Consider the following 16318-nt stretch of genomic DNA (forward strand, 5'->3'; position numbering starts at 1 on the left):
CAAAAGAAGGAGACTGAATATGCAATATACACATGGAGGCGATATATATACATATGGAGAGATGATTGATTTCTCCGTAAATATCAACCCTCTCGGTCCGTCTAAAAAAGTGATCGAGGCGGCGAAAAGAGCGCTTTTGCAGTCAGCGGCATATCCGGACTGTAAATGTAGGAAATTAAGGGAAAAACTGGCAGACAGGCTTCGGGTGGACGAGAGGATGTTTGCATTTGGAAACGGGGCGGCAGAACTGCTCTATACTCTTGTCCTGGCAGAAAAATCGAAGAAAGCTCTCCTCCCCATTCCCTCGTTTTCAGAATATGAGCAGGCGTTAAAAACAGTTGGATGCGAAATAAAATACTATCAAACGAAAAAAAATAATGGTTTTTGTATAGATTATGATTTCTTAGAAGAACTAACAGAAGATGTGGATATCATTTTTTTATGTTCTCCTTGCAATCCGTCGGGGAAAAAAACGGATATCGAACTCCTAAAAGAAGCCGCAAAACGATGTGAGCAGAAAAAGATTCGTTTTGTGTTGGATGAGTGCTTTCTTGAATTTGAAAAAGAGCCGGAAAGTCTTTTTGATAAAATAAACATCGTTCATTATCCTCACTTGTTTTTGCTTCGGGCTTTTACGAAGACATATGCGATCCCGGGGATCAGGTTAGGGTATGGGTTGACATCTGATGAAAAATTGTTGGAGAATATGGAGAAGATGCGCCAGCCGTGGAATGTGTCGGTGATCGCCCAGGAGGCGGGCATAGCGGCGCTTGATGAAAAAGACCGGGTAGAAAAAATGCGCCGTATGATACAGATAGAACGGATGGAGATAGAGAAACAATTAGATATATTAAAAATTGATTTTGTTTCTTCAGATGCTAATTTCATTCTTATATATAGTGAAATCAATCTGTTTGAAGAACTTTTGCAATACGGGATCTTGATCAGAGACTGTGCAAATTACCGTGGACTTGAAACAGGGTGGTATCGGATAGCAGTGAAGCAAAGACATGAAAATGAACAACTGCTGAAAGCATTGAAGGAGATTATAGAAAGAAACAGACAGGAGGCGGACATAGATGGCAAAACCGATCATGATACAGGGAACGATGTCGAATGTAGGGAAGAGTGTGCTGGCAGGCGCTCTTTGCCGCATCTTGAAGGAGGACGGTTATAAAACAGCTCCCTTTAAATCACAGAATATGGCATTAAATTCCTATATTACAAAAGAGGGACTGGAGATGGGAAGGGCGCAGGTAATGCAGGCAGAAGCGGCAGGAATCGAGCCGAGTGCGGATATGAACCCGATCCTTTTAAAACCGACAAATGATACAGGATCACAGATTATCGTCAGAGGCAGACCTTTCGGAATGATGTCTGCGTCTGAGTATTATAAGCGGAAAAAAGAATTTATTCCTTCGATTATGGAATCATACAGAAAATTGGACGAAACGTATGATGTCATTGTGATCGAAGGAGCGGGAAGTCCGGCGGAGATCAATTTAAAGAAAGACGATATTGTCAATATGGGGTTTGCGAAAATGGCAGATGCTCCGGTACTGCTTGTCGGAGATATTGACAGAGGCGGTGTATTTGCACAGCTTGCGGGAACGATGCTCCTGCTTGAGGAAGAAGAAAAAAAGCGTGTTAAAGGAACGATTATCAATAAATTTCGCGGAGACGTATCGATTTTAAAACCCGGACTTCGGATGTTGGAAGAAAAGATAAATACTTCTGTACTTGGAGTTATCCCGTATTTTCATCTTGATATTGAAGATGAAGACAGTTTGACAGAGCGGTTTCGGAAAAAGAGCAGATCAGGTCTTGCAAAAATCGCGGTTATACGTCTTCCCAGGATTTCTAATTTTACGGATATAGCTCCGCTTGAAGCAGTGGATGAACTCGACGTGTCCTATGTGTCAAACATTTCTCAATTTGGAGATCCTGATGTTGTGATCATCCCGGGAAGCAAAAATACGATCAGCGATCTTTTGTGGATGAGGCAAAACGGTTTGGAAGGGAAAATACTGCGCCATGCGGCAAAAGGAGGCATCGTATTCGGTATTTGCGGAGGATATCAGATGCTCGGACAGTCGATCAGCGATCCGACGGGGGCAGAACAAAAAGGAACGGTTCGCGGGATGGGACTTCTGCCGGTGACGACAGTGTTTGAACAGGAAAAAAGAAGGACAAGAGTTTCAGGAAGGTTTGCCAAAGTAGGCGGAGCGCTTGCAGAAATGAGCGGTGTATGTTATGAAGGGTATGAGATCCATATGGGGAGAACGGTTTTGTCCAAGGGGACTGTTCCGCTTGTCTATATGGAAGAGGAAGGAGAACAGCGGCAGGACGGAGCGCAGAGCGATCATGTATATGGCTGTTATATGCATGGGATTTTCGATATGTCTGAAACGGTCAAAACATTTTTGGCGGCAGTTTTAAGAAAAAAAGGAATAGATCCGTCGAAAATTACAGTGCGTGACAGAAACGCATATAAAGAAGAACAGTATGACCGGCTTGCGTCAATAGTAAGAGAGAACCTGAACATGGAGGCTGTGTATAAGATTATAGAGAAAGGAAACGAAGCGTCATGCAGTCTGTTATCAGAATAGGGAGCAGAGAAAGCAGGCTTGCGGTAAAGCAGGCGGAAATTATAAAAGATCAGATTAGGCGATGTGACCAAACGATTTTAGTTGAGATCATCACGATGAAAACGACAGGGGATAAGATCCTTGACAGGAGTTTGGAATCTGTCGGAGGAAAAGGACTTTTTGTAAAAGAATTAGATCAGGCTCTGGCAGACGGAAGGATCGATCTTGCCGTTCACAGTCTAAAAGATATGCCGATGGAAGAATCTTCTGAATTTCCGATTCTTGCATACAGCAGACGGGAAGATCCAAGGGATGTGCTTATTTATAAAAGTGAAAAAAAAGAACAGGGAACAGAGGAAGGGTCTATACTCACAAAAACAGGCGCTGTTATAGGAACTTCCAGTAAAAGGCGCATGATACAGATTCAGAAATTGTATCCGAATGCAGTGTTTCAAGGAATCCGCGGAAACATACAGACAAGACTTAGTAAATTAAACAAAGAAGAATACGATGCGGCGGTGCTTGCAGCCGCTGGGGTGAAGCGGCTGAATATGGAAGCGGTGATCGGAAGGTACTTTTCGGTAGATGAGGTGATCCCTGCTGCGGGACAGGGAATTTTGGCAGTTCAGGGGAGAAAAGAATTTTTGAAAGATACAGTGTGGCGTCAATATGTGGATGATAAAAAGAGCAGAGTACAGGCTCTGGCAGAACGTAGTTTTATCCGTGTGCTTGACGGGGGATGCACATCTCCGAGTGCGGCTTATGCAAAAGTAAAGGGAAATGAATTGGAACTGACAGGACTGTATTACAATGAAAAAAGCGGACAGTATTTTGTGAAAAAGGCAGCTTCTTATATTGAAGACGCTTCAAGTCTCGGAGAAAGACTTGCCTTGACAATGAAAAAGCAGTTTGGGGAAAGGTGAGAAAGATGGAACAGAGTTTATATGGAAAGGTATGGATCGCAGGGGCAGGTCCGGGAGATGCGGGATTACTGACTTTGCGGACTGCGGAATTGATCGAAGAGGCAGATGTCATCGTATATGACGCTCTTTTAAGCGCAGAGATACTAAGCCGTATTCCGCGGGAAACAGAAACAATTTATGTCGGAAAACATGCGGGAAACCATCCGGTTCCTCAAGAAGAGATCAATCAGATTCTCGTAAGAGAAGCAAAAAAAGGGAAAAGAGTATTGCGTCTCAAAGGCGGAGATCCATTCGTGTTCGGAAGAGGCGGAGAAGAAATAGAGATACTTAGAAATGAAAAGATTTCTTTCGAAATTATTCCGGGAATCACTTCTTCAGTAGCAGTTCCGGCTTATGCGGGGATTCCGGTGACTCATCGAGATTATACCTCATCCTTTCATGTGATTACAGGACATACGAGAAGAGATGTAAAACCCGACATTGATTACGAGGCTCTTGTAAAATTAAATGCAACTTTGATCTTTCTTATGGGTGTGTCGGCAATGGAAACGATTCTGACGGAACTGATAAAAGCCGGAATGCCGGAAGATATGCCTGCGGCTGTGATAGAGCGGGGAACGACTGCGAGACAAAGGCAGGTGTGTGCGACTGTAAAAACATTAAAGCAGCAGGCAGATGAGGCGAAGATCAAAGCGCCTGCGATTATCGTAGTAGGAAAAGTGTGTTCTTTGTCAGAAGAGTTTCACTGGATAAAAGACAGGATTTTGGGAGGAAAGCAATTTTTGGTGACAAGACCGAGGCAGAATAGTTCCGCTCTGGCAAAACGCCTGCGAAATCTCGGGGCACAGGTGATCGAGATGCCGTCTATTCATACAGTAGCGATCGATCCGAATGAGAGGCTGAAAAAGGCATTAGGGGAAATTCAACATTCCGAAAAAGAGGAATGGTTTGTTTTTACAAGTCCTATAGGAGTACATGTATTTTTTGAACAATTAGAAAAAGAAGCATGGGATATGAGAAGGCTGCTCGCAGGAAAAGCACAGATAAAAATCGCGGCCATCGGTTCTGCGACGGCGGCTGCATTAAAAGAACACGGACTGTTTGCAGATATCGTGCCGAAGATTTATAATGCAGGAGAGTTGGGAAAAACACTTGCAGAAAATATTTCAGAGTATAGTGCGGTTACGATCTTTCGGGCAGAGGAAGGATCTTTAGAACTGCTTCCGCCTCTTATGGAAACAGGCGTCCCGGTAAACGATATTGCATTATATCGGACCGAATATGAAGTCTCCTCTTTACTTAGGCACAAGATAGAAAAGATGTTCCAAAAAGAGGAGATCGATGCAGTTACTTTTACAAGCGCCTCAACGGTAAAAGGGTTTGTCAAAGCAATAAAAAACGTAGAACTTCAAAATGTGTCTGCCGTTTGTATCGGAGAACAAACAGCGGCCGAAGCAAGGAAATACGGAATGAAGATTCAAGTCGCAAAACGGGCGGATATGGATGCAATGACAGAGAAGATTGTGGAATGTTTCGGAAATGTGAATTTTTAAAAATTTAAAATGACGAGCAGGTTATCCGGTTTGAAAATTATGGAAAGAAGGAATAATTATGTCGTTTTTAAACAGTAGAAAAGTATCATGGATTATTTTTGGAATCACTCTTTTGACTGCAGTAGTAAGTTTATTTTTTCTGCCGGATATTATACCGGTTCATTTTGGCATATTAGGAACGCCGGATGGATGGGATTATAAAATGGGAATTTTGTTATTTCCGATTTTGCAATTTTTCCTTTTGTTTTTGACAGGCAGGAAAAAAGTAAAAGATTTTATGTTTCGTTTTGCTCGGACTCCGCTGAATAGCATTCAGTATAATTGGGCGGTAGATGGTCTGTTATTGTTTATTTTCTTTGTAGAAATTTGGATTATCACAGAAGCATTTCGGTATAGATAGAATTCGGAAGGAAGAATAATGGGAAAAAATAAAGAAAAAACAAATGTAATGAGGATTTTAGATCAGAAGAAGATTGCATATGAAAGCTATAGTTATGTTGATACGGGAGCGGTAAGCGGAATTGAAGTAGCGGAAGTTTTGGGTGAAAATCCTGATATGGTGTTTAAAACTCTTGTGACGGTCGGAAAATCAAAAACGAATTATGTCTTTGTCATTCCGGTTAACTGTGAACTGGATCTAAAGAAAGCGGCACATGCCGTAAAAGAAAAAAGTGTTGAAATGCTAAAATCAAAAGAACTGCTTCCCCTTACCGGATATGTTCACGGCGGATGTTCTCCGATTGGAATGAAAAAACAGTTTACGACAGTGATACATAAAACGGCAAAAAACTTTGAAACGATGATTTTCAGCGGCGGCAAGATCGGATATCAGGTAGAACTTAGTCTGGAAGATCTTCTGAAAGTCATTCCGGCAAAGCTGGAGGATGTGACGGAATAAAACGGCAGAGCAAAGAAAAAAACAGGGTCTGAACAAGGAGGTGAAAGGGCAATGATGCGTTACACATGGAAAAGAATATTGACTGGGATAGTATCATTGTTCCTTCTTGCCACGGTCACTTTTTTTCTCGTAAGGCTGATACCGGGAAGTCCGTTTCAAAGAGGCGGCGTTTCGGAGCAGGTTGTGGAAGCTGTGGAAGAAGAATATGGGTTGAACGATCCGCTGATCGAGCAGTATCTGTCATATATGGGAAATCTTTTAAAAGGAGATCTGGGGATTTCTTATCAGGATCCGGGTACATCGGTGGAAGAGATTATCGGACGGGCAGCTCCGCTTACGGTGTCGCTCGGACTTTCGGCATTGATCGTATCAGTGATCGTCGGTACGGGATGCGGGGTGTTCTATGCCGCGTCGGAAAAAAGGGCAGTGAAAAAGGTAATCGGATCATTAGGAATGCTGGCGGCGGGCATTCCCGGTTTTGCCGCTGCGATTCTTCTGTTAATGGTATTCAGTGTAAAATTAAAATGGTTTCCTTCGTCGGGTTTATTTTCTTTTTCACATTATATTTTACCGGTTACGGCATTGTCGCTTTATCCGACGGCTGTGATCACCCGAATGACAGGACATGCATTGGATGAGGAGATGGCAAAAGATTACGTTCTTTTTGCCAGGGCAAAAGGATTGAAAAAGAGCAGGATCATTTTTACTCATGCGTTAAAAAACGCATGGTTTCCGGTATTGAATTATATCGGTCCGGCATCGGCGTTTCTGCTTACGGGAAGTTTTGCCATAGAGAGCGTGTTTACGATTCCGGGTCTGGGAAGAGAGTTTGTCATGTCGATTGCAAACAGAGATTATACTCTTATTCTCGGATTGACTGTATTTATGGGAACAGTTGTTATTCTTCTTAATTTGCTCACAGATCTGCTTGGGGCATGGCTTGATCCAAGTGTCAGAAGAGCTTACAGAAAGAAATAAGAAAAAACTTGTGTCAGGAACCGGCGGGAGGTGTGACAAAAATATGCGGAAAGAAAACAGAATAAGCAGTAAAAAAAGAAAGGGATATAGGGATGAAAAAGCGGCGCTTATCATCCTTTTGATCTGGATCTTTCTGGCAGTATGCGTACCTTTATTCGGGCCTTATTCTCCGACGGAACAAAATGCGGAAATACGGAACCAGCCAATGTCGTTGATTCATTTTTTCGGTACAGACGAGTTTGGAAGAGATAATTTTACACGGGTTTGGTATGGAGCAGGCATTAGTCTTGTGATCGGCGTGGGAAGTTCTCTGATCAATGGGATGATCGGTATTTTGTACGGTGCTGTAGCGGGGTATCGTGGGAAACGCATCGATATGATTCTGATGAGAGCAGCGGATGTGATTGCCGCGATCCCGTCGATTTTATATGTTATACTGATAACGCTCGTTATGGGACCGGGGATAAAAAGCATGATCTTCGGGATTTGTATTGCCGGCTGGATCGATATGGCGCGTGTCGTACGGGGGGAGATGATCCGTTTAAAAGAAACAGATTTTGCGGCGGCGGCAAAGATAGATGGTATATCGGGCATTCGGATTTTGTTTAGACATCTGCTTCCGAACGCACTGGGGATGATAGTCGTAAACTTCTTGTTTCTGATACCGCAGGCGATTTTTACAGAAGCATTTTTAAGCTTTTTGGGGGTGGGATTATCTGCGCCGACGGCAAGTCTCGGAACATTGATACAGGAAGGACGAGACAGGATGATTCTTTATCCGTGTGAACTTTTGGCGCCTCTTATTACGTTGTGTGTGCTTTTGGTCGTGTTTCATATACTTGCAATGGCGATGGAAAGAAGAGGAGGGCAGACAGATTGAATATGCTGGATGTAAGATCACTTTATGTAACGTATTTGTCTGAGGAAGAACGCGTTGAAGCTGTACGGGGGATAGATTTTTCGGCGGAAGAAGGAAAAGTGACGGGAATCGTAGGCGAATCCGGTTCAGGCAAGAGTACGGCAATGCTGGCTGTGATGGGACTTTTGGATCATAAAGCCGCTGTAGAGGCAGAGAAAGTGTCTCTTTTTGGAAATACTGTCAGAGCAGGAGACAATGCGGCCATTATTTTTCAAGATCCTTTAAAATGTCTGAATCCGACAGTGAAGATCGGCAGACAGATTGCCGAGACTGTGCGGAATAGGAAAAAATGTACATGGCGGGAGGCAAAGAAAAGATCGGAAGAACTATTGGATTCGGTTGGTATCCGCCACCCCAGGTTAAGGATGAAACAATATCCTTTTGAACTTTCCGGAGGAATGAGACAAAGAGTTGTTATTGCGATTGCCCTTGCCTGCGAACCGAATCTGATCGTGGCAGACGAACCTACGACGGCGCTTGACGCGGCGATGCAGGTCAGAGTAATCCGGCTGTTGAAAAAAATAGTAAAAGAAACAAATACAGCTCTTCTTCTTGTAAGTCATAATATGGGGGTGATCGCTGCAGCTTGTGATTACGTTTATGTTATGAAAGACGGAAAAATGATAGAGAACGGATGTGCAGATGATATTTTCTACAATCCACAGACTGAATATACAAAGAAACTTCTGTCTGATGCAACGGCAGAACAGCTTCTTGTAAAAGAAAAAGTGTTTGCTGCTCAGGAAAATCCGCTGTTTACGGTAAGACATTTGAAAAAGCGGTTTCAAAACGAAGAAGGGGTGAACGATGTGTCGTTTGATATTTGTGAGGGTGAAGTGTTTGCTCTTGCAGGAGAAAGCGGCAGTGGAAAAACGACGCTGGCAAAAATACTTACAGGGCTGGAACAGCCTGACAGTGGGGAAGTGTTTTGCAGGGGAGAAAGAGTAGATCGAAAAAACAGAAAAAGAAACAAAAATATGCATGGGAAAGTCAGGATGATATTTCAAGATCCGTATTCATCCCTGAATCCGTGCATGACGATAAACGAAATGTTGACGGAAACGCTTCGGGCGAAAGAAAAACAAATAAAGTTTGATCAAAAGGAAAGGAAAAAAGACCGGCAAAGACAGATAGAACAGATGCTTACGCGCGTAGGATTGAGTAGTTTAGACGGGAAACGGTATCCAAGAGAACTTTCAGGCGGGCAGCGTCAGAAAGCGGCAATCGCCAGGGCGCTCCTTTTAGAGCCGGAACTTCTCATTTGTGATGAAGCTGTTTCTTCATTAGATGCAGCGACAAGAACGCAGATATTGGATCTGCTGCTGCGAGTAGTAAAAGAAAAAAAGATCGCCTGTTTGTTTATTTCGCATGACATGGCGCTGATTCGCCGGATCAGTCACAGGACAGGCGTTCTCTACAAAGGAACACTGGCGGAATGCGCAAAAACCCGGGATTTATGCAGGGATCCGTGGCATCCGTATACGAAAGCACTTCTCGATTCGGTAATGCCGCCTGATCCGTTGAAGGCAAGAAAACAAAAAGTACCTGCAGTGCATGAAGGAAAATCAGAAGGAGGCTGTCCGTATTTCGGATCTTGCGGATATAAGATGGAAATGTGCAAAGACGCAGCCCCTGAAATGTATGATTTTGAAGGCAGAGCAGTTTCCTGTCACCTTTATTCCAAACAACAACGCGCCGGAAGAAATCCGAATTATAAGATGACATCTCAGATATAAAAAAGCAAAATTACGAAAACTACAGATATAGAAACGGACATCGGTATAGATGAATTGTTGCACAAAGAATCGGGAATCATGAAAATAGGAGATAAATAAAAGTGAGATACAGAAAAAATATAAAAGGCGGGGAAAAAAAGATTATAGATCAGAAGGCCATCCTGAAAACAGTGTCGAGAGGAACAGCTTTGTTTTTGGCGGCGGTATTGTTTGCGGGAAGTATCCTGACAGGGTGTGCAAGTACAGAAAAATCGTCAAAAAGCAGGAAAAACAACGGCAGTGCCGATCATGAGATTACAGTTGCGATCAACAGTGAAACCGGATCGTTAGATCCGGCAGGATCAATCGCTTTGACGTATCTTGCATATTCGGTAAGCGCTTTAGACGAACTGCTGACCTTTGATGAAAACGGAGAAATCGAGTACCGTGCGGCACAGTCTTACGAAGTAAATGAAGATTTTACAACGTGGACGTTTCATTTGCGAAAAGATGCGCTTTGGTCTGACGGAGGAGAAGTGACATCGGCAGATTTTAAGAATACGATCGTAAGAGCGTTAGACCCTGAATCGGGAAGCGGATATGCAGTTTATCTTTTTCCGATTTTAAATGCAGAAAAAATTTATAATAAAGAGGCGGATATAGAGACGCTGGGAGTTGAGCTTCCCGATGATAAGACGATTGTTTTTCATCTTGAAAAGCCGTGCGTATATTTTCTTGATCTTCTCCGGCTCCCGGTATATACGCCTTCCTGCTCGAAATATGCGGATGCTGCTAACCGTGGCTGGGAGAAAGATCCGAAGACGAGTTTATCAAACGGTCCTTTTTATTTGGCTGAATATGTACCGAATCAGTATTTTACGCTGAAAAAAAATGAATATTACTGGGGAAAGGACAATATCAGCTTAGAGAAGATCACCTATCGTTTTTTTGATGACACACAGTCTATGGCAGCGGCTTATGAAACGGGAGAAGTTGATGTGGCAACAGCGCTTCCTTCTTCGGTCATGGAATTATATGACGGAAAAGAAGATCTGTTTGTGACAGATCAGATTGCGACACGATATATTTATTTTAATCTGAATGTGAAGCCGTTTGACGATGTCCGTGTGAGGGAGGCGTTTAATCTTGCGGTTGACAGAGAAGAGTTGTGCAAGATTGTCGGAGAAGACACAGAGCCGACGTATAATCTGGTGGCAAAATATATGAAAGACAAAAATACGGGGAAATATTTTACGGAGGAGGCAGAACAGCCTTTTGAAGAAAATATAGAACGGGCACAGAAACTTTTGGCAGAAGCCGGATATCCCGAAGGAAAAGGATTTCCTGAACTGACATATAGCTATCCGTCTTTGGAACTTGACTCGGACACGGCGCAGGTTATCCGGGAACAGTTGAAGAAAAACCTCAATATAGAGATCAAGTTAAACGCTCAAGAATTACAGACAAATTACAGTATGCGTCATGCCGGTAATTTTGATCTGTGCCGGATGAACTGGACGGCGGACTTTTCTGATCCATACACATATCTTTCGATGCTTCTGTCGGATAGTACGTATAATTGCAGTGGGATCAAAAATGAACAGTATGATGAACTTGTCCGAAGATCGGATTCCGAAACAGATCCTGTAAAACGGTCTGCGCTGATGCATGAAGCGGAACAACTGGCAGTCGGAGAACAGTTTTATATACTTCCGCTTTACGCGATGAAGAGCGTTAATCTTGTGAACCCGAAGATCGAAGGAATTCGTCAGATTCCGGCGAGCGGCGCTTTGGAATATCGATATGCGAAAATCAGGACCGGTCATTCGGAGAAATAACCGGTCTGCACGCTGCAAAATATTTTCTGCTCACTGACAGAGGGAACATCCCGTAGAAGTAGCTGCACAGCCGCCGAGAGCGGTTTCGCGGTATTCGGCAGGAAGTCTCTTTCCTGCGGTATACATAGCGTCTAACATTTCGTCAAAGGGGATGAGTTGCCGGACTCCGCTTAAAACAATTTCGGCTGCGGTTAATGCGTTGGCGACACCCGATGCGTTGCGCATCTGACAGGGGCATTCCACAAGACCGCCGACAGGGTCGCATACAAGTCCGAGCATATTCATCAGTACGGTGGACGCGGCGTCAAGGCATTGCCGCGCAGTACCCTGCATCAGTTCGACTGCGGCAGAAGCGGCCATTGCCGAGGCGACTCCGACCTCTGCCTGACAGCCGCCCACAGCGCCGGCAACAGTAGCGTTGCGCATGGCAAGACAGCCGACGGCCCCTGCATTAAAAAGGACACGGATAATATCGTTGTCAGAGAAATCATATGTCTCCTGAAGCGCAAGAAGCAGTCCGGGAACGATTCCCGCAGACCCGGCTGTAGGCGCGGCAACGATCAGTCCCATAGAGGCGCTTGTTTCGAGGATTGACATGGAGTAAGTAATTGCCCGGCTTAATGGGTCTTTACAGATGCTTTTCCCGGAACTGAGATGTTCACTTAGAAGTTTTGCTTCGCCTCCGATGAGTCCGCCTATGGAATGTTTTGGATTTTCAACAGAGGAATGGGCAGATTCTTTCATGATCTGCCATGTTTTTCCCATCTGGTTTATAATGTCCTTTCGTGTTCTTTCCGTAAAAGTTTCTTCCCGTATCAGCATGATCTCTGAAATAGGACATTCGTTTGTTTCACATAATCCGATCAGCTGCTGTCCGCTTTTAAAATCCATTAAAATTCTCCTTTCTCATTCGGAAGTACGAGCATGACGTCATGTACATAAGGATTTTCTTTGATTCGTCCGGCTACTGTCTGAGGAACGATTCCGTCAGATTCGACGATGCTGTACGCCGTACACCCTTTTTCTTCCCGGTAAAGCTTCATATAAGCTATATTGACGTTCATTTCGCTTAAGCAGTTTGTGATGTGTGCGATCACTCCGGGTTTGTCCTGTTGAATGACGATAAGAGTGCTGTATTCTCCGGTAAAATCAACTTCCACTTCGTTGATTCTTGCGATTCGGATTTTTCCTCCTCCGACCGATTCTCCTCGAACGATGAGTTTTTGTCCGTTTTCGTCAGTCATATGGATGTCTACTGTGTTAGGGTGAATTTCGGTTTCTGTTGTATTTGCCGTAAACGAATACTGAAGTCCGCGCTCATCGGCGATAGAAAATGAATCCGGAATCCGTCTGTCGTCGGTTGAAAATCCCATGATCCCTCCGAGCAGGGCGCGGTCTGTTCCGTGGCCTTTATATGTGCGGGCAAAAGACCCGTAAAGAATAAAATCAGCTTTTTTAATGGCGGCGTTCGGCATCTTTCCTGCAAGAAGGGCGATTGCCGCAGCGCCGGCCGTGTGCGAACTGGACGGACCGATCATGTTCGGACCGAGCACATCGAATACACTGATAAATGACATAAAAGTTCCTCCTGTTCTTTTTGTTGACGCTCATATAGAGGTAGTATATCATGTTTTCAAATAAGAATGTAGGTTCAGAGAAGAAAAGATGCGTTTATTGTGTATAGAAAAGCTATCGGGAAAGAAAAAAGAAAGGTTTTAAAAATATGATGGAGTTAGTAACAGGAGGAAGCGGAAGCGGGAAATCCGCGTATGCAGAAGACAGGATCTGCGCATTGTATGAAGAATACCGTAAGACAGGAAAGAAGGAACAAAAGCTGTATTATATAGCGACGATGTATCCGTATGGAACGGAAACAGAAGAGAAAATAGCCGACCACAGGAGACGAAGAGAAGGAAAAGGGTTTCGGACTCTTGAATGGTATACAAACATTACGGAAAAGATCCATCAGTTTGAAGCGTCCGGGGAGGCGCTTGGATGTGTTCTTTTAGAGTGCGTCTCTAATTTGGCTGCGAACGAATTATATATGGAAGAAGGGGCGAAAGACGAGGCTGTCCGGGTTGTTGCGCAAGCCATGGCAATGTTGAAAAAGAAAAGTTGTCATCTTGTTGTTGTGACAAATGAAATCTTTTCGGAATCGGCAAAAGATTCGGAAGAGATGAGAAAGTATAAGTATATTATGGGAGAGATCAACAAAGAGCTTGCGAAGATGGCAGATGAAGTGACTGAAGTCGTCTGCGGAAGACCTCTCAGAAGAAAAGTAAAGACCGCGGAAGATAAAACTGCATGCGGGAATACAAGACGGAATGAAGGGAACGAAAGACAGATGAAGACGGCAAAGTGTGAAATGTCCTGCGGCAAAATGAAAAGAGGAATCAGGATCGTGACAGGGGGAGCGTTTCAGGGAAAGAAAAACTACGCGCAGTTATGCTATCCGGGACTGAAATGGAGCAGCGGAGCGGACTGTAGTTTCGAGGATGTCAAAACATGGGAGGCTGTAGATGGGTTTCATCTTTTTATATGGCGCTGGCTGAAATCAGGAAGAACAAAAGAAGAACTGTTAGAAATGATAAGCGAAGAGAGAGATCTTGTTATCGTGTGTGACGAGATCGGGTGCGGTCTGGTTCCGGTTGATGCGTTTGAGCGTGAGTACAGAGAGGCAGTCGGAAGAATTATGACCGGTTTGACTAAAAAGGCAGTTCGGGCAGACCGCGTGATCTGTGGGATCGGATATGTTATAAAATGAAAAGAAACACTGAAAACGATCAAAGAAAAGGAGGAAAAGAAGATGTTGACAGAGATAGAAAAGGTGCTTCCGTCGGAGATTGAGAAAAGAAGTTTTGAGATCATTGCGGAAGAACTGGGGGATAAGCAGTTGATTCCGGGAACGGAATCGATCGTGAAAAGATGTATCCATACGAGCGCTGATTTTGATTATGCGGATAATCTTATTTTTTCGGAAAATGTAGTTGAAAAGGCGCTAAAAGCAATCCGCGGCGGAGCGTCTATTGTGACAGATACACAAATGGGAAAAGCGGGGATCAATAAAAAATGTCTTGCCGGCTATGGTGGAGAGGTATATTGCTTTATGTCGGATGACGATGTGGCGCAGGCGGCAAAAAGAAACAAAACAACACGGGCGGCCGCGAGTATGGATAAGGCGGCAAAATTAGGGGAGCAGGTAATCTTTGCCATCGGAAATGCTCCGACAGCGCTTGTGCGTTTATATGAGCTGATCAAAGAGGAAAAGATCGCCCCGGAACTTGTGATCGCGGTTCCGGTCGGATTTGTCAATGTTGTACAGTCAAAAGAATTGATCTTAAGTCTTGAAAATACTCCGTATATTGTTGCGAGAGGACGAAAAGGCGGCAGCAATATTGCGGCATGTATATGTAATGCACTTTTGTACATGGGAGACGGAGGAAAAAGAGAATGAAAAAGCCGTATTTTCCGATGTTTGTTGATCTTTCGGGCAGACAGGTTACTGTAGTGGGAGGGGGCAGTGTTGCGCTTCGCCGATCGGAGACGCTGCTTTATTTCGGCGTGGATATTAAAGTGATCGCGCCGGAGATCAGAAGTGAGTTTTATCGTCTGGATTCCGAAGGAAAAGTTGTTTTGTGTAACAGAGAATATCAGGAAGGGGATGCAAAAGGAGCAGATCTTGTGATCGCCGCATCAAACTGTCGGGAAGTAAACCGCCGTGTGTATGAAGAGTGTCAAAAAGCACATATTCCGGTCAACACGGCAGACGACAGAGAGTTGTGTGACTTTTATTTTCCGTCTGTCGTATTGGCAGAAGATATTGTCATCGGACTAAATTCCATAGATCACGATCCGAAGAAAGTGAAAGAAGCGAGAAAGATTATTGAAAATGTGTTTGATAATGAACGAGATTACCGTTCCTGATAATAAGATAAAGAAGGTGTTAAAACATTCTGTCAGCAGAAAAACTGCTGGCAGTTTCTGCATTGGCGACAGACTGAAGTGTGGATCCGTTCGATCCGTCGATGTTTCGGTAATAAATGTAAAAAGATAAAAGATATAAAAAATGAAAAAGAAACAGATGTATTATGTGTAAAATGTAAAAACAAAAGCGGTGCACATTGTTTTTGGTGATAAAAATAGACAAAAAATTAACAAAAAATAAGTAGAATTATGATATTTTGTATGATATGATATCTCTAATGGGCATTAACAGTAAGAATGGAGGTTGAAGAATGGCAGAGAAAAAGGCGACTGTTCCTTTCTCGGGAACAAAAGAACAGGAAGAAGCACTCATGAAAGTAATCCATGAGCTAAAAGATGAAAAAGGGGCGCTGATGCCGATCTTGCAGAAAGCGCAGGATATATATGGGTATCTTCCGATCGAAGTTCAGAAAATGATCTCAGACGAGACAGGTATTCCGATGGAGAAGATCTATGGAGTGGCAACATTTTATTCACAGTTCACATTGAGTCCGAAAGGAAAATACAGGATTTCCGTCTGTCTTGGAACGGCATGTTATGTAAAAGGATCGGGAGATATTTACAATGCTTTGATGGAAAAGTTAGGTATTGTCGGCGGAGAATGTACGCCGGACGGAAAGTTTTCTCTTGATGCGTGCCGATGTGTCGGAGCATGCGGATTAGCTCCTGTTATGATGATCAATGACGAAGTATACGGACGTTTGACAGTAGATGATCTGGATGACATTTTAGCGAAGTATGAATAATGCGGACATCAAAATCCCGGATAATATGAAAACGGGAATATGATACTTATTGATTTTAGAAAAACAGGAAATGGAGGAGTTATATGAAATCTCTTGAACAATTACATGAGATCTGTGAGCGGATGCGTAAAGTCGTGCAGCTTAGAGAAGAGAATGCGAAAGAAATACTTGAGAAA

General features: G+C 43.6%; 16 protein-coding genes. 14 read left to right on the forward strand and 2 right to left on the reverse strand.

Features of this window, described 5'->3' with window-relative positions:
- Positions 1-19: 19 nt before the first annotated feature.
- From RUMTOR_RS02580 to RUMTOR_RS02625, 10 genes are all read left to right on the forward strand, one after another.
- On the forward strand, positions 20-1177 hold the full coding sequence (locus tag RUMTOR_RS02580) for a pyridoxal phosphate-dependent aminotransferase (RefSeq protein WP_004845505.1): 1158 nt from the start codon (positions 20-22) through the stop codon (positions 1175-1177).
- On the forward strand, positions 1080-2609 hold the full coding sequence (locus tag RUMTOR_RS02585) for a cobyric acid synthase (protein WP_009321072.1): 1530 nt from the start codon (positions 1080-1082) through the stop codon (positions 2607-2609). Before RUMTOR_RS02580 ends, RUMTOR_RS02585 begins: the two co-directional genes overlap by 98 nt.
- Positions 2588-3511, forward strand: a complete 924-nt coding sequence (hemC, locus tag RUMTOR_RS02590) for a hydroxymethylbilane synthase (RefSeq protein ID WP_004845507.1) — start codon at positions 2588-2590, stop codon at positions 3509-3511. Before RUMTOR_RS02585 ends, hemC begins: the two co-directional genes overlap by 22 nt.
- Before the next feature lie 5 nt (positions 3512-3516).
- Positions 3517-5064, forward strand: coding sequence for a uroporphyrinogen-III C-methyltransferase (cobA, locus tag RUMTOR_RS02595; RefSeq protein WP_004845508.1), 1548 nt, complete (start codon positions 3517-3519; stop codon positions 5062-5064).
- Positions 5065-5122: 58 nt separating this feature from the next.
- Positions 5123-5464 carry a DUF1648 domain-containing protein gene (locus RUMTOR_RS02600; RefSeq protein WP_004845509.1) on the forward strand — a complete coding sequence of 114 codons (342 nt, stop codon included), beginning with the start codon at positions 5123-5125 and terminating at the stop codon, positions 5462-5464.
- Positions 5465-5482: 18 nt separating this feature from the next.
- Positions 5483-5962: a Cys-tRNA(Pro) deacylase gene (ybaK, locus tag RUMTOR_RS02605; RefSeq protein ID WP_004845510.1), complete on the forward strand. Its 480-nt coding sequence runs from the start codon at positions 5483-5485 to the stop codon at positions 5960-5962.
- A 51-nt stretch (positions 5963-6013) separates the two neighbouring features.
- Entirely contained in the window at positions 6014-6940 is a 927-nt protein-coding gene (locus tag RUMTOR_RS02610; RefSeq protein ID WP_004845511.1) for an ABC transporter permease, read from the forward strand.
- A gap of 43 nt (positions 6941-6983) precedes the next feature.
- Positions 6984-7820, forward strand: coding sequence for an ABC transporter permease (locus tag RUMTOR_RS02615; RefSeq protein WP_004845512.1), 837 nt, complete (start codon positions 6984-6986; stop codon positions 7818-7820).
- 2 nt (positions 7821-7822) lie between these two features.
- The gene (locus tag RUMTOR_RS02620; protein WP_004845513.1) at positions 7823-9595 is read left to right on the forward strand and encodes an ABC transporter ATP-binding protein; all 1773 of its coding nucleotides are present in this window, start codon (positions 7823-7825) and stop codon (positions 9593-9595) included.
- A gap of 101 nt (positions 9596-9696) precedes the next feature.
- On the forward strand, positions 9697-11412 hold the full coding sequence (locus tag RUMTOR_RS02625) for a peptide ABC transporter substrate-binding protein (protein ID WP_009242297.1): 1716 nt from the start codon (positions 9697-9699) through the stop codon (positions 11410-11412).
- A 30-nt stretch (positions 11413-11442) separates the two neighbouring features.
- On the opposite strand, the gene sdaAA is transcribed toward RUMTOR_RS02625, so the two are convergent.
- Positions 11443-12303 carry an L-serine ammonia-lyase, iron-sulfur-dependent, subunit alpha gene (gene sdaAA / locus RUMTOR_RS02630; protein WP_004845515.1) on the reverse strand — a complete coding sequence of 287 codons (861 nt, stop codon included), beginning with the start codon at positions 12301-12303 and terminating at the stop codon, positions 11443-11445.
- The gene (gene sdaAB, locus RUMTOR_RS02635; protein ID WP_004845516.1) at positions 12303-12989 is read right to left on the reverse strand and encodes an L-serine ammonia-lyase, iron-sulfur-dependent subunit beta; all 687 of its coding nucleotides are present in this window, start codon (positions 12987-12989) and stop codon (positions 12303-12305) included. The genes sdaAA and sdaAB overlap by 1 nt, the downstream gene beginning before the upstream one ends.
- 146 nt (positions 12990-13135) lie before the next feature.
- Between sdaAB and RUMTOR_RS02640 the strand changes: the two genes are divergently transcribed.
- The 4 genes from RUMTOR_RS02640 to nuoE all read left to right on the forward strand — a co-directional run bounded on the left by RUMTOR_RS02640 (position 13136) and on the right by nuoE (position 16142).
- A complete protein-coding gene (locus tag RUMTOR_RS02640) occupies positions 13136-14176 on the forward strand; it encodes a bifunctional adenosylcobinamide kinase/adenosylcobinamide-phosphate guanylyltransferase (RefSeq protein WP_004845518.1) in 1041 nt (346 codons plus the stop codon).
- A 42-nt stretch (positions 14177-14218) separates the two neighbouring features.
- A complete protein-coding gene (locus RUMTOR_RS02645) occupies positions 14219-14866 on the forward strand; it encodes a precorrin-8X methylmutase (RefSeq protein WP_004845519.1) in 648 nt (215 codons plus the stop codon).
- Positions 14863-15336 (forward strand): precorrin-2 dehydrogenase/sirohydrochlorin ferrochelatase family protein, encoded by a 474-nt coding sequence (locus RUMTOR_RS02650; RefSeq protein ID WP_004845520.1) that lies wholly within the window; start codon positions 14863-14865, stop codon positions 15334-15336. Before RUMTOR_RS02645 ends, RUMTOR_RS02650 begins: the two co-directional genes overlap by 4 nt.
- Positions 15337-15647: 311 nt before the next feature.
- On the forward strand, positions 15648-16142 hold the full coding sequence (nuoE, locus tag RUMTOR_RS02655; protein ID WP_004845522.1) for an NADH-quinone oxidoreductase subunit NuoE: 495 nt from the start codon (positions 15648-15650) through the stop codon (positions 16140-16142).
- Positions 16143-16318 lie beyond the last annotated feature (176 nt).

Origin of the sequence: [Ruminococcus] torques ATCC 27756, from assembly GCF_000153925.1 — a bacterium.
GTDB lineage: Bacteria > Bacillota > Clostridia > Lachnospirales > Lachnospiraceae > Mediterraneibacter > Mediterraneibacter torques.